15 protein-coding genes are annotated in these 22509 nt (G+C 57.7%); 5 read left to right on the top strand and 10 right to left on the bottom strand.

From position 1 onward, the window contains the following. Positions 1-26: 26 nt before the first annotated feature. The 5 genes from FAES_RS01385 to FAES_RS01365 form a co-directional block, all read right to left on the bottom strand. The gene (locus FAES_RS01385; protein WP_015329389.1) at positions 27-884 is read right to left on the bottom strand and encodes a glycoside hydrolase family 16 protein; all 858 of its coding nucleotides are present in this window, start codon (positions 882-884) and stop codon (positions 27-29) included. Between the two features lie 48 nt (positions 885-932). Continuing rightward, positions 933-2465 carry a RagB/SusD family nutrient uptake outer membrane protein gene (locus tag FAES_RS01380; protein WP_015329388.1) on the bottom strand — a complete coding sequence of 511 codons (1533 nt, stop codon included), beginning with the start codon at positions 2463-2465 and terminating at the stop codon, positions 933-935. 21 nt (positions 2466-2486) lie between these two features. Next, the gene (locus FAES_RS01375; RefSeq protein ID WP_015329387.1) at positions 2487-5606 is read right to left on the bottom strand and encodes a SusC/RagA family TonB-linked outer membrane protein; all 3120 of its coding nucleotides are present in this window, start codon (positions 5604-5606) and stop codon (positions 2487-2489) included. A 248-nt stretch (positions 5607-5854) separates the two neighbouring features. After that, entirely contained in the window at positions 5855-8779 is a 2925-nt protein-coding gene (locus tag FAES_RS01370) for a triple tyrosine motif-containing protein (RefSeq protein ID WP_015329386.1), read from the bottom strand. Positions 8780-8945: 166 nt separating this feature from the next. Beyond that, positions 8946-10214 carry a hypothetical protein gene (locus FAES_RS01365; protein WP_041257347.1) on the bottom strand — a complete coding sequence of 423 codons (1269 nt, stop codon included), beginning with the start codon at positions 10212-10214 and terminating at the stop codon, positions 8946-8948. A 141-nt stretch (positions 10215-10355) separates the two neighbouring features. On the opposite strand from FAES_RS01365, the gene FAES_RS01360 reads away from it, so the two are divergent. The 4 genes from FAES_RS01360 to miaA all read left to right on the top strand — a co-directional run bounded on the left by FAES_RS01360 (position 10356) and on the right by miaA (position 16081). Next, positions 10356-11792 carry a Gfo/Idh/MocA family protein gene (locus tag FAES_RS01360; RefSeq protein WP_015329384.1) on the top strand — a complete coding sequence of 479 codons (1437 nt, stop codon included), beginning with the start codon at positions 10356-10358 and terminating at the stop codon, positions 11790-11792. A 185-nt stretch (positions 11793-11977) separates the two neighbouring features. Then, positions 11978-12367: a peptide-methionine (R)-S-oxide reductase MsrB gene (msrB, locus tag FAES_RS01355; protein WP_015329382.1), complete on the top strand. Its 390-nt coding sequence runs from the start codon at positions 11978-11980 to the stop codon at positions 12365-12367. A gap of 94 nt (positions 12368-12461) precedes the next feature. Further along, positions 12462-15098 carry a T9SS type A sorting domain-containing protein gene (locus tag FAES_RS01350; RefSeq protein WP_015329381.1) on the top strand — a complete coding sequence of 879 codons (2637 nt, stop codon included), beginning with the start codon at positions 12462-12464 and terminating at the stop codon, positions 15096-15098. A 107-nt stretch (positions 15099-15205) separates the two neighbouring features. Continuing rightward, positions 15206-16081 carry a tRNA (adenosine(37)-N6)-dimethylallyltransferase MiaA gene (gene miaA, locus FAES_RS01345; RefSeq protein WP_015329380.1) on the top strand — a complete coding sequence of 292 codons (876 nt, stop codon included), beginning with the start codon at positions 15206-15208 and terminating at the stop codon, positions 16079-16081. A 16-nt stretch (positions 16082-16097) separates the two neighbouring features. On the opposite strand, the gene FAES_RS01340 is transcribed toward miaA, so the two are convergent. Beyond that, complete coding sequence (locus tag FAES_RS01340) at positions 16098-16709, bottom strand: thymidine kinase (protein WP_015329379.1); 612 nt, start codon at positions 16707-16709, stop codon at positions 16098-16100. A 147-nt stretch (positions 16710-16856) separates the two neighbouring features. Between FAES_RS01340 and FAES_RS01335 the strand changes: the two genes are divergently transcribed. Then, a complete protein-coding gene (locus tag FAES_RS01335) occupies positions 16857-18065 on the top strand; it encodes a DUF8457 domain-containing protein (RefSeq protein WP_015329378.1) in 1209 nt (402 codons plus the stop codon). Between the two features lie 131 nt (positions 18066-18196). On the opposite strand, the gene FAES_RS01330 is transcribed toward FAES_RS01335, so the two are convergent. From FAES_RS01330 to FAES_RS01315, 4 genes are all read right to left on the bottom strand, one after another. Continuing rightward, positions 18197-19108, bottom strand: a complete 912-nt coding sequence (locus tag FAES_RS01330) for a TIGR01777 family oxidoreductase (protein WP_041257346.1) — start codon at positions 19106-19108, stop codon at positions 18197-18199. Positions 19109-19215: 107 nt separating this feature from the next. Beyond that, positions 19216-19770 carry a hypothetical protein gene (locus FAES_RS01325; RefSeq protein WP_015329376.1) on the bottom strand — a complete coding sequence of 185 codons (555 nt, stop codon included), beginning with the start codon at positions 19768-19770 and terminating at the stop codon, positions 19216-19218. Between the two features lie 129 nt (positions 19771-19899). After that, positions 19900-21060: a DNA polymerase III subunit gene (locus tag FAES_RS01320; RefSeq protein WP_015329375.1), complete on the bottom strand. Its 1161-nt coding sequence runs from the start codon at positions 21058-21060 to the stop codon at positions 19900-19902. 144 nt (positions 21061-21204) lie between these two features. Then, positions 21205-22383, bottom strand: a complete 1179-nt coding sequence (locus FAES_RS01315; RefSeq protein ID WP_015329374.1) for a putative sugar nucleotidyl transferase — start codon at positions 22381-22383, stop codon at positions 21205-21207. Between the last annotated feature and the right edge of the window lie 126 nt (positions 22384-22509).

The following is a 22509-nucleotide window of genomic DNA, read 5'->3' as shown; positions in this document are numbered from 1 at the left end:
GTAAGGGATTTAGAACTCGTTGCGCGTTATTTTTCAATGAGCCTGTACACACGGACGTAATCGACGTCCATCGCCGTTGGGAAGGCCGCGGCATCAACGCCCTGCGCCCCGCCCCAGTCGCCACCCACGGCCAGATTCAGCAGCAGGTGGAACTTCTTGTCGAAGGGCCACACCGCGTAGCCCTTACCCTCATTCACAAAGTCAAACACATGCTGATCGTCGATGTAGCCCCGGATGGCGTAGGGCGTCCAGTCGACGCGGTAGCGGTGGTAGTCGGTCGTGGCCGTTTCTACCCGTTTCGTAGCGGTCTTCTGCGTGTTAATTTTAAAGTAGTAAGCGAGCGTGTGGGTCGAGATATGCACGACGTTCGGGTCGTAGCCGACGTGCTCCATGATATCGATCTCGCCCGAGTTGGGCCAGCCTCCGTAAGCCCAGTCGGTGGGTAGCATCCAGATGGCCGGCCAGGTCCCTTTGCCGACGGGCAGCTTCGCCCGAATCTCGAACCGCCCGTAGAGAAAATCGCCCTTCCCCCGGCTGACGAGCCGTGCCGAAGTGTAGTCGCGGTTGCCCTGCTGTTCCTGCCGGGCCGTGATGGTCAGCTTGCCGTCGGCTACACGGGCGTTATCGGGGCTGTCGGTGTAGTATTCCAGTTCATTGTTGCCCCAGCCGCTACCGCCCAGGTCGTACCCCCATTTTTGGGGATCGGGGAGGCCCTGGTAATCAAATTCGTCTGCCCAGACCGGCGTGTTCTCAAAGGTCCAGCCCAGATCGGTTGGCCCGGTCGTGACGAGGGGGTTGGGCTTGACGGAAGCCGTTTGCCCGGAGCAGCCCAGCACGCTGAGCAGCAACAGACCCGGAAGGTAAGGTTGGAAGAAGCGTAGCATAGGAAAGGAAAAGAAGCCCCCACCTGCTGGCAGGTGGGGGCTATTGACTCAGAGCGTACCGCCCCATTCTTTGCTTTGCTGGATTTTCGTGTTTTCCATCTCCAGCAGGGGAATGGGCAGGATTTCGTGCTTACCGGCGACGAAGCCCCGTGAACCCAGCACCGATGCAGCCTTACCCCAGCGGACCAGGTCGAGCCAGCGATGCCCCTCACCGGCCAGTTCAAGCCGGCGTTCGGTCATCAGATTGTCCATGGTGGCTGTCACGTGGTGGTTCTTGTCGCCATACGCCCGGTCACGAACGGCGTTGATCAGCGCGGCGGCCCGGGTCAGGTCGCCACCACCCCGGATCAGGGCTTCGGCTTCCAGCAGGTACGTGTCGGCCAGGCGCATGTCGTACATATTCTGGGCGTAGTTCAGCTCCGGTGCGCCAGCGCCCGTGGGACGGTTGACCTGGCGAGCGGCGGTTTTCTCCAGAAAATAGCCCGTGTTCATGTAACCCTTCTCGTACGTAGCAATACCGTTCCGCTCCAGGCTGTCGAGGTTGGCCACCGTAGCCCGGCTGCGCGGGTCATTTTTGATGGCATTGTACAGGTCGGGCGTCACAACCAGGAAGCTCCAGCCCGACACGTAATCGGGGGCACCTGCTTTTTGCGGCCGGTAACCCCGCGGCCCCGTCAGGATGTTCAGTACGTTTCCTTCCGTACAGGCTACGCAACCCCAGTCGCCCGCCGACGTGTTGGTGAACGAAATCTCGAAGATCGACTCGCTGTTAAACTTGTTCGATACTTTCCACAGATCGGCGAAGTTGGGCAGTAGTTTGTAGCCGTACTGGTTGGTACCGCCGGGTGTGCCGTTGACCTGCGCCAGTTCCTGAGCGGCGGGGGCAAACTTCTCCTGTTGCAGATACACTTTGCCCAAAAGCGCGTGGGCAGCACCCTGGGTAGCCCGACCGCCCTCAGTGGCTACGGCCACGGTTGCGGGCAGCGTCGTCAGTGCCTCGGTCAGGTCTTTTTCAATTTGCTTGTACACCTCCGCCGGGGGCGCCTGCAACACATTATACATGTCGGCCGCATCGACCGGGCTGGTGAACAGCGGTACGTTCTTGAACAGACGAACCAGATCGAAGTAGAAATAGGCGCGCAGAAACTTGGCTTCGGCCGTGTAACGAGCCTTCAGGGTAGCGTCCATGGGTACACCGGGCAGTTTTTGCAGAATAGTGTTGGCCCGGAAAATGCCCGAGAACCCTTTCCGCCACAGATCACCCTGCGGCCCCGTGTCGGGCGTCAGCGTGTAGTTGCTGATCACCTGAAAGGCGTTGATGTCGCTCGGGCCGCCGCCCCCGGCAAAATGGTCGTCGGAAGCCGCATTCAGCGCCCCGATCTTGGTAATGTAGCCACTGCTCTGCCAGCCAACCACGTCGTAGACAGCCACCAGCCCGTTGAAGGCTTCCTGCTGATTGCGGTAATAGTTGGCTTCCAGGTCGGTCCCTTTGGGCCGCACTTCCAGAAACTCGGTGGTGCACGAGCCGCCCAGCAGGCCCATAACGAGCAACAGGGCGGGAATTTTATATCGATTTTTCATCAGTAAAGTAGAGGGAAGACATTAGAACGATACATTCAGGCCCAGCATGTACGATCGTGCCTGTGGGTAGATACCCCGGTCGATGCTCAGCACGCCGCCGCCGATTTCGGGGTCGTAACCCGTATACTTGGTGATCGTCAGCAGGTTCTGGCTCATTAGGTAAATCCGTGCGCGCTGCATACCGATTTTGCCGATGATCGCTTTGGGCAGCGAATAGCCGATCTGCAGGGTTTTCAGGCGGAAGTAGCCGCCGTCTTCGAGGTAGAAATCCGATGGGTTCAGGAAGTTCTTGTTCGGATCACCGTTGACAAGGCGGGGGTACGTATCCGACGTACCCGGACCGGTCCAGCGGCCCAGCGCTCTGGTCTGCCAGTTGGCGTTCTGAATGTCGAGTCGGCGCAGACCCTGGAAAATTTTGTTGCCCGATACTCCCTGCCCGAAAATCACCAGGTCGAAATTTTTGTAGGCCAGGTTGATGGTTGCCCCGTACGTCATGGTCGGCGTTGGGTTCCCGATAAACGTGCGGTCGGTTTCCGTAATGCGGCCATCGCCGTTGAGATCGGCCCAGCGGAAATCGCCGGGTTTGGCGTTGGGCTGAATCTTCTGACCATTGCTACCCACGTACCCATTCACGTCTTCAACCGTCTGGAAGATCCCCATCGTCTGGAAACCGAAAAACGAGTTGATCGGCTGCCCCACCGCCGTGCGGGTGATGGGGTAGCTGCTGGCCTGGAAGCCCTGCCCGCCCGAGAGGTAGGCGATGCCGTTGCCCAGGTTCGTTACCTGGTTTTTCACGTAGGAGACGTTGCCGTTTACCGACATCGTGAAGTCGCCGAGGCGGCGGTTGTAGCCTAGTTCCAGTTCAACCCCCGTGTTCTGAATGTCGGCTACGTTGGCCGCCGGGTTTGAAATGGCACCGACGTACCCCGGAATGCGTGGATTTTGCAGAATGTCGGTCGTCTTCTTGCGGAACCACTCCAGCGTCAGGTTTACGTTGTTGAACAGCGTAGCGTCGATACCCACGTTGGTCTGGCTTGTCTGCTCCCATTTCAGGTCCGGGTTGGCGGGGGCGTTGGGGCTGTAGCCGATGATGTAGCTGCCCGACGTGCCGATGGTGTAGTTGCGGCCGCTGCCGATGGTCGACAGGTAGGCAAAGTCGCCGATGGCATCGTTACCCACTACGCCGTAGCCACCGCGCAGTTTGAGGAAATTCAGGACGGGCGTCTGCGGGAAGAACGATTCGCGCGAGAGTACCCAACCCAGCGAGAGCGAGGGGAAAACGCCGTATTTGTGGTTGGCGCCAAATCGTGAGGAGCCGTCGCGCCGAACCAGTGCCTGCACCAGATACTTCTCGTTGTACTCGTAGTTGACGCGGGCAAACAAGGAGCTAACCGTGTGGATCGCGCTCTCGCCGCCATCGGAAGATCGTTGATCGACTGGCCGTTTGAAATTCAGCGACGCATCATCGAAGTTGTCGACAGGTACGTTGTAAAACGTTACGCTGGTGAAGCTGGCGTTGTTGTCTTTGTAGGCCCCCTGCCCCAACAGCACCGATACCGTGTGTTTGTTGATGGCGCGGGTGTACGAAATCGTGTTTTCCAGGTTCCAGTCGATCCGGCGGTTGTTGCTCCGGTTGAACGAGGTCTGCGACGTGATGGTTGTGGCGTTCAGCCACGAGAGCGGGGTGAAACTATCGCCGCCCCAGAAGGCCAGCTTGGTCCCCACCGTCGAGCGCAGGCGCAATCCTTTAATCGGTTCGGCTTCCAGGTAGCCATTGCCCACGATGTTGTCACTCCAGCCGTAGTTGCCCAGGCGCGTCTGGATATAGGCTAGCGGGTTGGTAATTTCCTGCGCTACGGCCTGCGAAATGCCATAGGGGTTCCCATTCGCATCGCGCCGGATCCCAACGTTCGTGTAGGGTGGCAGGGCCGCGACAGCCGGATCGGTCACGACGGCGGGCGTCAGCGGATCGAGGTTGATGGCCGAACTCAGCGGACCGCCAAACTCGCTGTTCGTGTTGCCAAGCCCCACCGACTTGTCGTGCGCGTAGCCCAGATTCTGCCCGAACGTCAGCCACTTGGCCAGCTTGTGCGTCGAATTGAGCCGCACGTTTAGGCGGTTGTAGTTCGAGATGGGCGTTGCCACGATGCCCTGCTGATCAATGTAGCCCAAGGAGAGGTAATACGTCGAGCGCTCGCTGCCGCCGCTGAGGCTCAGCTCATGCTGCTGCCGTTTGGCGCTGTTGTTGAAGATCAGCGATTGCCAGTCGGTGCCGGTACCCAGTGCCGCCGGATCGGTGTAAACGGGCTTACCGCCCGCATTGACCGATGCCTCATTGCGCAGCGTAGCGTACTGCGAGGCGTTGAGCAGATCCAGCTTGCGGGCGGGCGACGAAACGCCGTAGAAACCGTTGTAGCTGATCTGCATCGAACCGGCCTTGCCTTTCTTGGTTGTTACCAGAATGACCCCGGCGGCAGCCCGCGCCCCGTAAATGGCCTGCGAGGCGGCATCTTTCAGCACCTCGATCGACTCAATGTCGGACTGATTCAGGTAGCCGATTCCTCCGTTGTCGATCACCACCCCGTCGATCACCCAAAGCGGATCGTTGTTATTCAGCGTCGTTACCCCCCGAACCCGAACGGACGAACCCGAACCGGGCTGACCCGAACTGGCCGCAATGGTCAGCCCGGAAGCCCGGCCCTGAAGCGCTTCTTCCACGCGGGTAATGGGCATCGACACGAGGTCGGAGGCTTTGACGCTGGAGATGGCACCGGTTACCACGCTTTTCTTCTGCGCGCCATAACCCACCACGACGACTTCGTCCAGATTGCTGGCATCATCGACCAGCGAAATACGTAGTGTCGTGCTGGTACCCACGGGCACCGTCTGGCGCTTCATCCCAATCTGGCTGAACACTAGTATAGCCTCGTTGTTGGGAACCGCAATCGAGAAATTGCCGTCTGGGTCAGTCGACGTACCTACGGTGCTTCCCTGCACCAGTACCGACACGCCTGGGAGTGGGCTGCCGTCTGTCTGGGCCGTAACCGTCCCCCGGACCTGGCGTGTCTGTGCCCACAGCAACGTAGGAATGAGCAGCAGCCACAGCGCTTGAAAAAGAATAAGTGTACAACGTTTCCGCATGAAGAAGTTCGTCTTGAAAACAGGATTATTGACTTAAAAACCTGCTTCAAAACTAGAGTGTCCCGATGCGGAGTTGGCCTTTTGGTATCCACTACATAACCACTACAAGAGTACGTATTCGGATTGATTGAGCACCCAAATGGCCCTACTTTATCACTACATATGAATTGTATATATCTGAAGATGAATGTGTTGACTTTTTATAATTTTAACGTTTCTTTTTAGGATTCTTTGTGCTCGAAAACGCGCTAGCGAAGCCCTCCCGTGGCACTCTGCTTGGCTACGTCAGTTAGAAATTCGTAGAGGTTGGTCGTGGGTGAAAGGCCCAATTTCTTGCGCAGCCGATACCGCCCAATTTCGACGGCCTTGACGGTAATGTTCATGAATTGGGCTATTTCTTTCGATGACAGATTCATCTTCAGAAAAGCACACAGCTTCAGGTCATTGGGTGTCAGATCGGGATGGTTTTCCTTCAGGGTTCGGAAGAAGGCATCGTTCACCGTATTGAAGTGCAGCGTAAACTGCCCCCAGTCGGCGTCTTTGCTTTCAACGTCCCGAATCAAGCGCAGGACTTGGCGGAAGTTCAGCGCGTTGTCTTTGTTATCCTGCTTTTTGGCCATGGTCGACACGACCTCTTTTACCTTGATGAGGGCGTCGCCCCGTTGGGCCAGTTGCATGGTCATGGTAGCCAGCTCCCGGTTTTTGAAGTCCATGTCGGCCTCGAGCTGCTGGTTCTTTAGCCGAACGATTTCTTTCTCGTTGCGGTCCAGTTCAAGCTGGTGCAGGTACGTTAATTGCGCCTGCTCGGCCCGGTGGTGGCGGCGTTGCCATTTGAAGAGTTGGTAAAGGCCGCCAGCCGCCAGTAGCACATAACACAGCCGGGCCCAGTAACTTTCGTACCAGGCAGGCTGAATGTAGAACGAGTACCGCTGAACGCCCGATTCGTTCCCCAGGTTATTGCGCGCTTTTACGGAAAACGTGTAGTGCCCCCACGGCAAATTGGTGTATTCCTTCTCGCTCTTGGTACTCCACGACGACCAATTGCCCTCGCTGCCTTCCAGCCGGTAGCTGAACTCGACGTTGGTCGCCTGATCGAACAAGGTAGACGCAAACTCAAAGCGCAGGGAGCGCCTATCAGGCGAGAGAGTTGGCGTTGACTGGCTGGGGCGGCGGAGGACGTACCCCCCAAAAACAAGACTGTCTTTGGCCCCCAACGTTGTCACCTTGCTCAGCAGCACGGTCGGTCGATGCACCCGGGCACGGTAGTGGTCGTAGTTGAGATGCAGAAAACCTTTGTTACTGCTGATGAAAATGTTGGTCCGGTTAAACGGATAGATGAATTCAAAGCCGCCAATCAGCCGACCCGTCAGTTCGGGGAAGAAAACAACCTGCGGACGCCGCTGCGAGGAAGCGCCGCCGAAGTCGATCACACCCATGCGCTTCTGACTGGCAAACCAAATGTTCTGCTCCTGATCTTCGACCAGGTATTGCACCGTCAACGTACCCAGCAGGGGCGTCAGCAGAGGCGAGGGCACAAACCGATCCTGCCGGGCATCATACTCGTAAACCCCTTTCTGGGTACCGACGAACAGGCGATTCCGCAGCCGAAATAGGTAGTTATACTGCACCGACGGCAGCCCGTCCCGATCGGTATAGAGCCGGGTGGAACGAACGGTTGTCGTGCCCGGAATGAGCGCCATTCGGAAAAGACCACGGTTGGGGTGCGACGCCCAGGCCTGATTCGCAACGGTGTCGACGAGCAGAAAACGGAGTGATTCGGGCGTGTCGCCCGTAGTACCCAGGTCGCGGACGATGTCGCCATTTTTTGACAGGGCCCGTAGGCCATGGTACGTACCTGCCAGTAGGCCCGTCGCCGATACGGGTTTCACCAGCCACGTACCCAGCTTGGTGTAGATGGGCGTTGCCTGTTGCGGCTGCACATCGAAAAGGCCCGTTTCGTGGCTCATCAGCAGTTGGTTACCAAGCCGATCAAGTCGCCATACCTGCCCTTTCGTGCCTGGCACTTCCCGAAAGTCACCCTGTCGTTGGCTGATATCACCGGTTGGTTGCGCCACTGGACAGACGTACAGCCCGTTCGACGTACCAGCGAAAAGGTGTTGCCCGTGGATGGCCATGGCATACCCCGTCGCGTTGCGGCCTCCATCCGGCCGGATATAGCGGATAGGGCTGTTGATCGCCACGAAGTCGAGGCCGTCATCGAGCGCCAGCCACAGATTGCGCTGCTGATCGAGCAGAATCCCGCGCACGTTGGCGTTCTGCAGTTCCTTGGGGCTGGTGAACGCCTGCACTACGCGGCCTGCTTTGTCGATAATCAGTACGCCCGCCGACGTGGTGCCCAGCGCATACTGGTTGGGGGCAAGCTGAGCGGCGCAGTAAATTCGTTCGGAGAACAGCGCCGGGTCCAGGGCCGTAGGGCGGCGAACAAACTGCCGCTGGTGCAGCAGAAACAGGCCATGCTTCAACGTGGTGACCAACAGGGTGTCGGCGCCGTAGGGCAATAATCCTGACAGACTGATGTTCGTCAGCGAAGCCGCGTCGACTAACGGTTGCCAGCGACCCCTGGTAAAGCGCAACAAACCCCGGCCCTGATCCTGCGCATAAACGTACCCACCCGCCTGCCCCAGAAAAGCCCACGTATTCGACGACCGGTATACATCCAGCTTGCCCGCGTGGAAATGCATCACCTGCCGCACCGACCGAAAAAACACATCATCGCCCACGACCTCGGTGGTCCACACGTCGGCGAAACTACGATCGGCCGGAGCAAGCAAGGGCAACAAGGAGTGGTAGGTCAGCACCCCATTGGCATTGGGGAAAAAGTAGCCGATCTCGTCTTGACCACCCACGAAAATGCGGTGCTGCGCGTCGATACCAATCGAGCGCACCACTGTCTGGTTAGGCAACCGGTAGGTGTTCCAGTATCGTCCGTTGTACGTGAGCAGGCCTTCATTGTTACCGATGTAAAGGATTCCCTGCCGGTCCTGCCGGATGGTCCAGTTTTGGGTGCCAGCCTTGTAATCGCTGCTGCTGTGGTGACTGATCTGCGGTGAGGCGATCGGTTGCTGGCTCCGTAGCGGACCCGCCAGGTGCAACGCTGCCAGTAATAAGAGCCATCGGTTCCCTACCGACAGGCGAAAAAGAACGTGTCTCAACGTTGTAGAAAAGAACTGGATTACGCGGAAAGCGGGGGTTGAAAAGACAAAAATATTCTATAGAACAAGTCGATAGGTAGCCGACGGGCAATTACTTGCCCCGCCAGTCACCCGGTCAAGTTAGGCCAGTCATAGACCAGACCGTAGCTATCAGCGCCAACCCCGCTTACGTTTTGCGCTTCTTTTTCTTGGCCGAAGGGAACAGCACGTTGTTGAGGATCAGCCGGTAACCGGGCGAGTGTGGGTGCAGATGCAGATCGGTGGGGATGCGCCAGTTACCGCCACCGCGTAGGCCTTCGGGATCGTGCCCACCGTAGAATGTCCATTGGCCGCGCCCCAGTTCGCCGTAGAGGTAGCGGTCCGAGGTTTTACCTTCGCCCATCACCAGCACGTTGGATTTCACCGCGGCTTTGCGGAAGGCGGTCGTTTGCCCAAAAAACTCTTTGATCACGTTTTCGTGGTTCTGGGTCAGCATGGCCGGGACGACGTCGTAGCGGGCCGAGAAGTTGAACAGCTGGAAATACCCACTTGCCTGACCATACCCGCCGCCAGCCGTCGCGTTGATATCCGAAAAGGTCGAAAACCCGCCGCCATAGTCACTCTCCAGCTTGAAATTCTGGAAGGCAAACGTTTTGCTGAAATCAAGCTTGGCTTGCCCGTCGGCGTCTTCCCCGTCGCCATCGTAGCTGCTGCCCACAATGTCGAGGCCTTCGGCGGCCAGCGCAATGTCGAGGGTTTCGGTAGCCGAGCACATGGCAAACAAGTAGCCGCCGCCCGCGCAAAAGGCCTTGATGGCTTTGGCAACGGCCAGTTTCATCTGCGAGACTTTGGCGTAGCCAAACTGCTTGGCAATCGCCTCCTGCGCTTTCACGTCGGCGGGGCTGAGCCGGTTAAGGTTCCGGCCAAACTGCCCCGTAAAGTCTTCGTGGTGCAGGTGGAGCCAGTCGTATTTGGGCAGGTCGCCACTCAGGATCTCCTGATCGTAGACCACGTCGTAGGGAATCTCAGCGTAGGTGAGCACCAGCAGCACGGCGTCGGTATTTTCGAAAGCCGCCGGGCTGGTTTTGATGGGCGAATAGACCACAATCTTGGCTGCTTTGTGCAGCGCCACCACGTCGGTGTTCTGGTCGGGGTTGGCCAGCTGCTGCTTGAGCGAGGCCGCCCCGCCGTCGGTCAGCAATTGAAACGAGACGCCGCGAATTCGGCACTCCGACTCAAATTTGGTCGAGAAATCGATGAGGAAACTGCCGCCCCGGTAGTTGAGCAGCCAATCGACGTCGCCATCGGCCTGAAGCACGGCATACGCAATGCCATACGCCTTCAGGTGATCGGTCTGCTGATCGTCCATCGGGATCAGGATGGAGTTGGCCCGGGCGGGCGCTGCCCAGCAGGCAATAGCCCAGCTAACTAGCAGAAACAGAGAGAGTCGCTTCATAACGGGATTGGTCTGACAGGTGTATACACAAACGGGTAGAGACGGCATTTTTACCGCCTGCCCGCTAATATTCCAGCTTGCGGTACGGCAGACGGGGTAGTAATTAAGAACTCACGCTTTTTACGAAAAAAAGACCCTGTTATGACCGCTACACGCAGGACATTCATCAAGACACTCTCGGCTGCTTCGGCACTAGCTGCCGTGGGGGGTACACAGACCGTATTGGGCAACACAGCGCCCGCTTACATTCCTAATTTACGACGCGTTAGCCCAAACGACAAAATCCGCATCGCCACCATCGGCATGGGCATTCAGGGTAATTACGATACTATGGCCGCGTTGCGGAATCCCGACGTGGAGCTGGTGGCCGTGGCCGACCTTTACGATGGCCGGCTCGAACACGCCAAAACGGCTTTTGGTAAAGACAAAGACCTTTTTGCAACCCGCGATTACCGCGAAATACTCACCCGCCCCGATGTTGATGCCGTGCTGATCGTGACGCCCGACCACTGGCACGACCACATCACCATTGCGGCTTTGCAGGCAGGTAAGCACGTGTACTGCGAAAAGCCGATGGTACAACACCTCAACGAAGGAAAGGCGGTCATCGATGCCTGGAAAAAATCGGGCAAGACCATGCAGGTGGGCAGTCAGCGCATCAGCAGCGCGGCGTTTCAGGAAGCAAAACGGATGGTGCAGGCGGGCGAAATCGGGCCGATCAACTACGTCGAGTCGAACAACGACCGGTTCAATGCCATCGGGGCCTGGAACTACTCCATCCCCACCGACGCCTCCACCGCCACCCTCGACTGGGACCGCTTCCTGGGCGATGCGCCTAAGCGGCCCTTCGACGCCAAACGGTTCTTCCGGTGGCGCAATTACAAAGATTACGGCACGGGCGTGGCGGGCGATCTGTTTATCCACCTCATCACAGGTGTGCATTTCGTAACCAACACGCTCGGCCCAACGCGCATCTTCTCGTCGGGGAATCTGGCTTACTGGAAAGATGGCCGCGACGTACCTGACGTGATGACGAGCATCATGGACTACCCCAAAACCGATCAGCACGACGCCTTCCAGATGGTGTTGCGGGTCAACTTCGCCAACGCCGGAAAAATCAGCAACGTAACCCGCATCATCGGTAACGAAGGGACGATCGAGTTTTCGGAGGAAAACCTCATTCTGACAAAAAAGAAACTGCCCAAAGCACCGGGTTACAACGGCTACGATAGCTTTTTCACGTTTACGCCGCAGGTGCAGGAAGAATTCAAGAAGCAGTATGATGTGCAATACCCGCCCGAAACCCGCACGGCCGAGCCGGTGAAGGAGGTCAAGTTTGAGTCGCCCAAAAACGACGACGCGCACGCGGCCCACTTTGCCGACTTCTTCAAGAACGTACGGGCCGGTAGCCAGGGCACCATCGAAGACCCGGTTTTTGGCTTCCGGGCGGCCGCGCCGGTGCTGGCCTGCAACGAAAGTTATTTCGAGCAGAAAGTGGTGGAGTGGGACCCCGTCACGATGACCAGAAAGGGGCAGGCGGCCAAGGCGGCGCCACCAGTCGCCAAACGAAAAAAATAGCGGTATGAAACCCCGGTTCACCCACGAGCCGGGGTTTCTTTTTGGCGGACGTTGCTACTGGGGCTACAGGTACGTTGGGCGGTCGGATAAATAGAACAAAGTGAATTGAATCCGGTATTTATCAGCAAAAGATGGCAACCCGCCATCAACGTTTCCCGTACACATTACGTAAACCAGAGTAACCGATGGAAAAGGTGATCAAATCCGAAGACGAGTGGCGGCGCATCCTGACGCCGGAGCAATTCAGAGTGGCCCGCCAAAAAGGGACGGAACGGCCGTTCACAGGTGAGTACTGCGAAAGCAAAGAGCCCGGCGTCTACACCTGTGTCTGCTGCGGTACTGAGCTTTTCGAAGCAACGACCAAATTTGAGTCAGGCACGGGCTGGCCAAGCTTCACGGACCCGATCGACCCGGAGCGGATTCGGCTCGAAAAAGACTACAGCTACGGCATGTATCGGGTCGAAGTGCTTTGCAACGTATGTGATGCGCACCTGGGTCATGTGTTCGACGACGGCCCGCCGCCGACGGGCTTGCGATACTGCCTCAATTCGGTATCTTTAGTATTGAAACAATAAGTAGTGGGTATTGCGCATTCGTCACTTGTGATTACGATCGATCCAAACGGCTGATGCCCAGTGCTTACTGCCCCCTGATGACCCAACTACGTTTATGACAAACTATTACACGTTGCGTTTGCTGGCTTGCTTGCTCCTGCTGACGTCGCCGTTGCTGGCGCAGAAGAAACCGGCGTCGATTAAGACCCGCACCACTTACGAGGAGTTTGCTTTCCGGCAGCGGCAGGCCAAACTGGACCCCATTATCTGCTATGGCCTCAAAGAAAACGCCTTCACCAGCATTGGGGCGCCGCAGGGGTTTGGCGACGGACGTGCTCGCCGGGCCGCTACGTCTACGTTTATCGTCGATTACATCGGCTATCCCGAAGATGCCAAGGCGGCTTTTCAGCGGGCAGTCGATATCTGGTCGACGCTCATCAGCAGCCCTGTACCCATTCGGATCAAAGCGACCTGGCAACCGCTGGGCAACGGCAGCGACCGGTTCGTGACGCTGGGTAGTGCCCGCCCGGCCACCTATTTCTATTCGTCGGACGGGGCTCAGAAAGCGCAGACGTTCTACCCGGTTGCGCTGGCGGAAAAGATTGCCCGTCGCGCGTTGAACCATCCTGACAGCGCCGACATTGTGGCCAACTTCAACAGCGAAAACAACTGGTACCGCGGCCTGGATGCCAAACCAACCGCCGGTACGTCGGACCTTGTCACCGTGATCCTGCACGAGTTGGGTCATGGTCTGGGCTTTACGGGGGGGATTTTCGGCGATGCTGACACGCGTAGCGCCTCGGTATCGCCCGTAGTGTTCGATCGGTTTGTCGAGACCAACACCGGCGCCAAACTGACCGACCCCACGGCCTTCAGCACGGCCGCGCTGGTCTATAACCAGTTGATCGGCCGGAACCTGTTCCTCAACGGCCCCGTGTTGCAGCAGAAAACCGGCGGCAAAGCCAAATTATACGCACCAACCACCTACAGCGCGGGCTCGACGCTCTACCACCTCGACGAAGCCACCTACGGGCAGGGTAACCCCAACTCGCTGATGACGCCCAACGTCAACAATGCCGAGGCGATTCATAACCCCGGCCCCATTGTGCTGGCCTTTTTCGAGGATATGGAATGGAAAACGACCTCGCTGCTTCACGATGCGATTCTGGATACCGAATCGCCCAGCGACATCGTTGTGTCGGCCCGGATCATCAGCGATACGGCGCTGGGCAGCGCACCGCCTAAAATCTTCTATCGGAAAGGGTACCCGACTCAATTGGATAATACCTTTCAGGGCTTCGACATGACACGGGTGGGCACGACCAACGAGTACCGATACACCATCCCCGCTGCCCAGCTCACCGACCGGATCGCCTACTTCCTGCGCGTGCAGGATGTGGCCGGTCGCGTCTATTCAAATCCGGGCCGCGATGTCAACGATAACCAGTTCTTCTATTCGTTTGTGCCGGGTGCCGACCGTAAAGCACCGACCATTACCCACGTACCGGATCAGACAGTGCTGTTTGCCGCTGCGGCCGACACGATTCCCATCATCGCCAAGATCGTCGACGACCGGCGGTTAGGCACGCGTTTCAAACAAGGCGTTGACACGGCGTATGTGGAGTATCAGGTAAACGGAGTGGCTCGCCCGGCCGTACCGCTGCGGTATTTCAACTCCGATCTGGTGCCCGACAGCACCTGGGTTGGTCTGCTTACATTGCCCCAGAATTCGCTGAAAGCAGGCGATAAGCTTAGCTACCGCATCGTTGCGCGGGACCTATCGGCGGCGCGGAATCAGGCTGTCAGCCCGGCAACCGGTTTTTACGAAATCACCATTGTGGGGCCACAGGCTACGGTGCGGTCGCAATACGTCAATGACTTTGCCTCAACCGCCACGGCAACTGACTTCGCCGGTAACAATTTCCGGATTGAAACGCCAACGGGTTTCACCAGCCCCAGCATCAACTCGGATCACCCGTATGCCAACGGCTCAGATATTTTCAACGAAAGCAACTTTACCTACTCGCTGCTGGCACCAATACGCGTGAAAGCCAACCCCGACAGCGCCAAGATCCGGTTCGATGAAATCGTGTTGGTGGAGCCGGGCGAATCGGGCGCAACGTACCTGGACCAGGGCTTTTACGACTACGTGATCGTGGAAGCCAGCAAAGACAACGGACGTACCTGGCTGCCGCTCATCGACGGCTACGATGCCTCTAACCGCTCGGAATGGCTGACGGCCTGGAATTCGCGGAAGTCAGCCGTCGATCCGAACACGGGCGAGCAGAACTCAACCGCTGTAGGTACCGCCGCGCTGCTCAAACGCCGGGAAATCGGGATTTATGACAAGGGCTTGTTCAGAGCCAACGACGTCATCCTGATCCGGTTCCGGTTGTTTGCCGATCAGCTCGCGCACGGCTGGGGCTGGCAGATCGACAATCTCCAGATTCAGGTGCCGGTGCCGGTTGTGCTGGCGACCGAACCAACGCCCGTTGCCAATTTCGACGTTTTCCCGAACCCGGTTAGCAACACCGTCCGGGTCACGGCCGAACTGACACAACCGGCCACCAGCGGCACCCTGACGCTGAGCAGCCCGACCGGGCAGTCGGTGCGCCAGCTATCCGTAGCGGTGCGCGACGGCAAGCAGATCAGCGAACAGATGGACCTGAGCCAGCTGCCTACCGGCATGTATTTCCTGCAACTGAAAGCGGGCGATGCCAGTCAGGTGAAAAAGATTATGGTAACGCATTGATTAACTACGTTTAAGGTATAAGGTCTACCGCTCAAGGCTAGCCGACGCAACAACAGAACGCGTCAGCCAACCTTGAGCGGTAGACCTTATACCTTAAACCCATTTCTATGCTTGTGATTCTTGGTCCGACGGCTAGCGGGAAAACGACCCTGGCTGTGCAGATGGCCCGGCAACTCAACGGCGAGATCCTCAGCGCCGACTCGCGGCAGGTGTACCGGGGCATGGACATCGGTACGGGTAAAGACCTGGCCGAGTATAGCGTTGGCGGCCCGGCGGTTCCGTATCACCTCATCGACATTGTCGACGCGGGCGACGACTACAACGTGTTCCGGTATCAGCGCGATTTTGATGCGGCTCTGGCCGATGTGTTGAGTCGCGGCAAGACGCCCATCGTCTGCGGTGGGTCGGGCCTATACATCGAGGCGGCCCTGCGCCCCGAAACGATGCTGCCCATTCCGCCTAACGATGACCTGCGCGCCGAGCTTGCCCAACTCACCGACGCCCAGCTACTCGACCTGTTTCGGGCCAACCCGTCGCCCTATACGCCGCTGGCCGATACGAGCACGCGCAAACGCCTGATCCGGGCCATCGAGATCGGAACGTACCTGAACGCGGCCGGAAGCCCCGTCAGTGGCCCTGGCAACGTACCTGCGTTGCGCCGCGACCTGCCGCCCTACCGGGTGATTGGCCTCAACCCGCCCGTGCCCCTTCGTCGGGAGCGCATCAGCCGCCGCCTGCGCGACCGGCTGCAACACGGCCTGATCGACGAGGTGAGGCAACTGCTGGATGCTGGCATCCCACCCGAAAAACTGATTTTCTACGGCCTGGAATACAAATTCGTGACGGAATACGTGCTGGGTACGTTGCCCTACGACGCCATGGTTGGGCAGCTGGAAACGGCCATTCACCAGTTTGCCAAACGCCAGATGACCTTCTTCCGCAAACTGGAACGCGACGGCCTGCTGATTGAGTGGCGAGGGTAGTTTAAGGCCTAACGCCTCATTCATACACCCATTCCCGGTGGACGGCTTCGGTGCCGAGGTTGAAGCAGCGGCGGCAACGGGCTTCGTAGCTGTCGGTTTCGCCAAGCAACACGCGCTCCTGCGAAGGCACAAGCCGATAGGAATAATGGGCTACGTCGCCGCAGACCACGCAGATGGCATGAACTTTGGTCACAAACTCAGCGATGGCCATCAACTGGGGAATGCAGCCAAACGGTTTGCCCGAAAAGTCCATGTCGAGACCCGCCACGATGACCCGTTTGCCCTGATCGGCCAGCTGATGGCAGACGTGCACGACGTTCGGATCGAAAAACTGCGCTTCGTCGATGCCGACCACGTCGCATTCGGTAGCGAGGGGGAGGATATCGGCGGCTTGTGGCACGGGCGTCGAGGCGATGGCCGAGGCATTGTGCGACACAATGTCGTTGACGTCGTAGCGCGTGTCGAGACTGGGTTTGAAAATACCAACGTTGAGCTTGGCAATGCGCGCCCGGTTGAGTCGGCGGATGAGTTCTTCGGTTTTGCCCGAAAACATCGATCCGGCAATGACTTCGATCCATCCGGTGCGAAGGTGAGGCGGCTCCCGGTGGCGCGAGGGTTCAATGAACATGTACTGATTGACGAAGTTAGGCCCGGATACAACTTACGATTTTCCCGTCAGAAAAAGGCTTACCGGCTGAATTAGACGCACTAAATTGGAATTCGTACATCGTAAGTCGTAAATCCCAATATATTTACAAAGCAAAGCATTTACCCAATGTCGAACAAGTTCAATACCAACGCCCTCAACGAATACAGTAAGTCCTACGCCCGGCGCGTGGCGGCCGATTTTTACCATGCTCATACGACAATCAGCGGTAAGCAAATCCTGAATCTGACGCCCATCCAACAAGTTAATTTATTCGTTGTAAGCACGTTGTTCGACAAATGGAAAGGTGAGGTTGAGAAGTTTCGCAGCCCGTATTTCGACTTCAGCAACCCGGAAGTAGAAGAGGCGTTGCGGTCGTTTATGAACGTGGTATCGCAGCACATCGCTGTACGCCGCGAACACCTCGAGCCCCTGCTGGCCGATGCTACGCGCCGCACCCTCATTGCCTTGTTCGACCCGCGGTTTTATTACGACGACCTGCTGCGCAACCAACCCGATTTCACGCTCACGGCCGATAGCCTCAAGCACATCAACCGCTACACGCAGGTCAATAAGCTCATTCCGATGACCCTGGAGCAGAAGATGAATGGCCGCCCGTTTGTCTACGTCAACCAGGCGCTCGGGTTCCTCGACGAAATCCTGACGCAACGCGCTCACGATCTCGAACGGCCGGAAAAATACATCGAACTCTTCTCTGAAAAAGTGGCCATGGACCTCTCGACGCTGTTGCGCGGGCAGGTAGCCGAGAATTACGCGCCCACCGCGAAATCGTTCTTCGATCTCGACGAAGACGCGCCGAAACAAAGCCCCGTGCTGGTGCCACCCCCGCCGCCTGCGCCGGTCGTGCAGCCTGTGGCCGAACAAAGTGCGCTGCCCGACAGCCCACCCCCCTCCGACGACGACGTGCACACGAGCGGAACGGTGGCGATCAACGGCGGTGCTTACCAGGCCGACCCCACGGCACCGGCCAATCAGCCCAACGTGTTGTCGACCAATGCCCCGGCGCCAACCATGTCGACGTCGGCAAGCACGCCAACCGTAGTGCCCGAAGGGGTGGCTACCCTGGGAGATAGCCTGCAAAAAGCCTCGGGCAGCATTGCCAAAAGCATTTCGCTAAACCAGAAATTCCGGTTTATCAACCAACTGTTCAACGGGAGCGCTGAGGCCTACAACGAAGCCATCGCCGAACTTGACCAGCTCACCAACTACGGGCAGGCGCTCGACCTGATCTCGTACCGCTACGCCAACCAGTTTATGTGGAATATGGAAAGCGACGAAGTGAGTGAACTGGTTGAGATCCTGAAGCGGCGTTTCTAGGAGATCGAACACAGAGTAAACGAGTTATAACACAGCGCTACGCAGAGAGCCACGGAGTTGCCTAGAGAAATGAGTAATAAGCTCTCTCTGTACAACTCTGTGGCTCTCTGCGTAGCGCTGTGTTATAACGCTTATCTCAACAAATCTTCCAGCGCTTTTCGCAGATCGGGGAATTTGTAATGGAAATCCGTTTCGTCGGCGACTCGTTTGTTGAGCACATAGCTACCGCCCAGCACGGTTATGGCCATTTCGCCAAACAGCAGCTTGATGGCAAACGCCGGAATATTGGGTAGAATCTGGGGCTTTTCGAGGACATCGGCAATGCGGCTCGTCAGGTCGGCATTGGTGACAGGGCCGGGCGCGACACCATTGTAGACGCCGTTCCACTGCTCATTCCGAATCGCTTCGATGTAGAGCTGGCAGATGTCGTCGAGGTGAATCCAGGAGATATATTGATCGCCGGAGCCAATAGGAGCGCCCACACCAAGACGAATGGGCTGGGCCAGTTTAGGCAACGCACCCCCCTCTTTGGCCAGCACGACGCCCGTCCGAATCCGCACGGTACGAATGCCCAGATCGGCAATGGGGTCTACTGAACGCTCCCAGGCCCGCGTGACCTGCGCCAGAAAATCGCTTCCGGCCGGGCTGTTTTCACGCAGGGGACGGTCGCCGGTATCGCTGCCGTAATACCCAATAGCCGACGATGAAATAAAGCTTTTGACGTGGTGATTCGTGCTCCGCAGAGCTTCGGCCAACAAGGCCGTCGACTGGGTGCGGCTTTCCAGAATTTCTTTTTTGCGGGCGTCGGTCCACCGGCCATCAGCCACACCGGCACCGGCCAGATGCACGATATGGTCGGCCGTTTCAATGGCGCGCGGGTCCAGCTCGGAGGTGTCGACGTTCCATTGGTAGGTCTGTACGCCATCGCTGCTGGCTTTCGGGCTGCGGCTCAGATGGGTTACCGTGCAGCCCTGTTGCAAAAGAAGTTGGGTGAGTCGCCGGCCAATGGTGCCGGTGCCGCCCGTGATGAGAACGGTGTTCATAATGCACAATGTATAGGGGACATGTACAATGGACTGTTGCCGGACAAACGCTGGCTCACGTTCCGCCATCATACACCGTAAACTATACCCTGTACATCCCTAATTGTTTAGGCCCACTCGGTTGGGGTACCCAGTTGCCGGGCGTAGTGGAGGGGGGCGTTGTGGTGCACAAACCGGAGCAGCCGATTCATGTCGTCGGCAAATTCGAGGTGGTAATCAGCGTCAAGCTTGTTCAGCTTTTTCAGGATGGCGTCGGTGCGTTTGGCCACGTAGATGGCGCACTTCTCGGTTCGACTGTTGAGCTTCTGCAACAGCTCGCCGTGCTGCGCCAGAAACCGGTTGAGCATCAGAATCGTCAGTTCCACTTCGCCATAGGTGTCTTTGGTGACCTTCACGTGCCGGGTGATGTAGCCGCTGACCGTCCGCATGTCCATCATGAGCCAACCGGCCGTATCGGGGTCGAGGCGGGCCGTGCGCTCGATCAGGTCGCGGATGAGCTGACGGCGGTGGTCGAGCGTCGTTTTCTCCTCAACCAGTTCGTACTCCATCTTTTCGGCCAGAATCGGGTCTTTGGCAATCAGCCGGACAAGCAGCTTGTCTTTCTCTTTATCGGGCAACTGCGCAATGGCTCGTTTCAGGTCGGGGGTTAGGGTGGTGGGCATGGGGCTAGCGGTAATTCTTTATCATTGATGGTCATTTGCTGCGCGTCATTCGTAGTCATTCATTGTCATTGATTGGTCTTTACGATAAATGACAATGAATGACTACGAATGACGCGCAGCAAGTGACTCTTACTTAATCAACCTCGTGAAGGTCAGCGACATATCGAGTAAGATCATTTTGGCGCGGGCGTTTCGTTCGAGGTGGTAAGCGGCCTCGTTGATATCGCCCACCATCCGCTCGATCAGATCGGGCCGCAGCACCTTCCCGAAATTACGTACGAAGTTGAGTTCATCGTCGGGCAGGCGCAGCAATTGCTCGGCTCCCTGCTGCCATAGAAACAGGTCGCGGCACAGGCGAAGACTGTAATCAAACAGGCCTTTCTGGCGCTCTTTGGGTAGTTTGTCGAACTCATCGGCCTGTTTCACCAGGTACGTCAGGTCTTGCCGGTAGCAGGCGCGCATCCAGTCGGCAAACCAGGTGTGCTGCGTGTTGGTAGCTCCTTCATCGGTTTTGGTCTGCGCCATACGCATCGCTTCGGCCAGATCACCATCGACCAGATACGCCACGCGGCGGGCGCGGGTTTCGTCGAAATTGAGCGTCTGCCGCAGGTACGTGGCTACTTCCGTATCCGAAAAATTCCCAACCGCCACGCGTTGGGTACGTGATAGAATTGTAATCAGCAGCTTGTCGGGCTGATTGGTGACGAGCAGAAAGAGGGTGCGCTCGGGTGGCTCTTCCAGCACCTTCAGCAGCGCGTTGGCCGAGGTCACGTTCATCAGTTCGGGGAGCCAGATGAGCATGATCTTGTAGCCACCCTCATACGATTTGAGCGACAGTTTTTGCAGAATGTTCCGCGCTTCTTCGGCCGAGATATTGGCTTGTTTATTGTCGCCGCCGGTAGCATCGAGCCACTCGGTGAGCGTCCGGTAGGGGCTTTCGATCAGAAATTTACGCCATTCGGTGAGCAGGCTCTCGCTGGTGTTTTTGCCCTTGCCCAGGTTGGCCACTGGAAACACCATATGCAGATCGGGGTGAACGAGCCGGGCCATTTTGGCGCAGGAAGCGCACTGCCCGCAGGCGTCGGTAGCCGGGCCCGTGTTGCCAAATAGCGAATCGCCCCCGTTGCGGTTCTCGCAGTTGACGTAGGTGGCCAACGCCAGCGCCAGCGCGAGGTTGGCGCTGCCCGTGCGCCCGTCGAACAGCAGCGCGTGGGCGAGGTGGTTGGTCTGCACCGCCCGCACCAGCGTCTGTTTCGTGTCGTCGTGGCCTATAATGTCAGCGAAACGCATAGGGTAATGAATGGAGTATAATGTATAATGAATGATGTACGATGTATAATGGGCTGGCGCATGAACAGCTTCGCGTTAGCGGTCCGCCGGGGGCGCCTAGCCGCCCGGCCAGCCCATTGTACATCGTACATCATTCATTATACATTACTTAGCGTGCATTGAATAAATTTCCCGCAAGATGGCCTCGTCGGCTTCTGTGAAGGCCATATTACGGCGGCTTACGGTCTCGCGGACGACCTGCAACGCCTTGTCGAGCCGGTACTGGGAAAAGCCTTCGGCGGCCCCGCCCCACGAAAACGACGGCACATGTTTCGGCTGGAAACCTGCGCCAAACACGTTGACGTTGACGCCCACCACCGTGCCCGTATTGAACATAGTGCTGATGCCTGCTTTGGTGTAGTCGCCCATCATTAGCCCGCAGAACAGCCGCCCCGTATCTTCTAGCTGCCCGGTGGCGTAGCTGTGCAGCTTCACGTTGGTATAGTCATTTTTCAGGTTCGAGTTGTTGACGTTGGCGCCCAGGTTGCACCACTCGCCCACCACCGAATTGCCCAGGAACCCGTCGTGGCCTTTGTTGCTGTAGCCAAAAAAGACAGAGTTGCCGACCTCGCCGCCCACCTTGCAATAGGGTCCGACGGTGGTGTTGTTGCGCATTTTGCCGCCCCAATTGACCGTGGCGTTATCGCACAGGGCAAAGGGGCCAATCATGATCGTGCCTTCACTAATGGTGGCATTACGACCGATGTAGATGGGCCCAGCTTCGGCATTGAGCACGGCGGCGCGGATGGTGGCTCCTTCTTCAATAAACAGATTCTCGGCTCCGTAGACGCGGGTATACGGGTCGGTCAGCGGGGCTGAGGTGCGGCCGGCTGTGATCTTGGCAAAGTCGGCCCGGATCTGATCGCCGTTTTGTAGAAAAATATCGGGCAGTTGCCGTAGTACCGTTGGGGATTCGGTCGTCGTTAGCGCAACGTACCCAGCCGCCGTGGGGGCCGCGCCGAGTCGTTGTTGGGTACGTACCGCCACCAGCGTCTGATCGGCGAGCAGTAGCGCCTCTCCATTGGCAAGCTGCTGAATGGCCGTTACTAGCGCGTCGGTCGGGCAAATGGCGCCGTTGATATAGACGTTATCGTCGGCAGTCTGTTGCGGAAATTTGGTTTGCAGATACGCTTCCGTCAGGTGCGAAACGGGACTTCCCAGCCAGTTCTGCCACTTTTCGGTAATTGTCCAGATGCCGATACGGATATGGGCAACGGGCCGGGTAAAGGTGAACGGCAGCATTGCCGTCCGAATGCCCGGCTCATCAAAGAGAATGTATTGCATAGCGTGCAAAGGTAAAACGCTGGCGAATGAATAATGTACAGTGCACGATGTACAATGGATGGGGCGGCGGACCGCTGACGCTACTGCAATGCTGACGCACCCGGTTCATTGTACATCGTGCATTGT

It is taken from the genome of Fibrella aestuarina BUZ 2 (assembly GCF_000331105.1).
GTDB classification, from domain to species: Bacteria; Bacteroidota; Bacteroidia; order Cytophagales; family Spirosomataceae; genus Fibrella; species Fibrella aestuarina.
The sequence above is the reverse complement of the archived record's forward strand: the minus strand, read 5'-3'. Positions and strand labels throughout refer to the sequence as shown.

Bases quoted from the DNA above. Each gene is read 5' to 3' on its own strand.
- FAES_RS01340 (WP_015329379.1), bottom strand. From the start codon at position 16,709: ATGTTCATTGAACCCTCGCGCCACCGGGAGCCGCCTCACCTTCGCACC.
- miaA (WP_015329380.1), top strand. From the start codon at position 15,206: ATGCTTGTGATTCTTGGTCCGACGGCTAGCGGGAAAACGACCCTGGCT.
- FAES_RS01335 (WP_015329378.1), top strand. From the start codon at position 16,857: ATGTCGAACAAGTTCAATACCAACGCCCTCAACGAATACAGTAAGTCC.
- FAES_RS01385 (WP_015329389.1), bottom strand. From the start codon at position 884: ATGCTACGCTTCTTCCAACCTTACCTTCCGGGTCTGTTGCTGCTCAGC.
- FAES_RS01365 (WP_041257347.1), bottom strand. From the start codon at position 10,214: ATGAAGCGACTCTCTCTGTTTCTGCTAGTTAGCTGGGCTATTGCCTGC.
- FAES_RS01315 (WP_015329374.1), bottom strand. From the start codon at position 22,383: ATGCAATACATTCTCTTTGATGAGCCGGGCATTCGGACGGCAATGCTG.
- FAES_RS01325 (WP_015329376.1), bottom strand. From the start codon at position 19,770: ATGCCCACCACCCTAACCCCCGACCTGAAACGAGCCATTGCGCAGTTG.
- FAES_RS01380 (WP_015329388.1), bottom strand. From the start codon at position 2,465: ATGAAAAATCGATATAAAATTCCCGCCCTGTTGCTCGTTATGGGCCTG.
- FAES_RS01330 (WP_041257346.1), bottom strand. From the start codon at position 19,108: ATGAACACCGTTCTCATCACGGGCGGCACCGGCACCATTGGCCGGCGA.
- FAES_RS01360 (WP_015329384.1), top strand. From the start codon at position 10,356: ATGACCGCTACACGCAGGACATTCATCAAGACACTCTCGGCTGCTTCG.
- FAES_RS01320 (WP_015329375.1), bottom strand. From the start codon at position 21,060: ATGCGTTTCGCTGACATTATAGGCCACGACGACACGAAACAGACGCTG.
- FAES_RS01350 (WP_015329381.1), top strand. From the start codon at position 12,462: ATGACAAACTATTACACGTTGCGTTTGCTGGCTTGCTTGCTCCTGCTG.
- FAES_RS01375 (WP_015329387.1), bottom strand. From the start codon at position 5,606: ATGCGGAAACGTTGTACACTTATTCTTTTTCAAGCGCTGTGGCTGCTG.
- msrB (WP_015329382.1), top strand. From the start codon at position 11,978: ATGGAAAAGGTGATCAAATCCGAAGACGAGTGGCGGCGCATCCTGACG.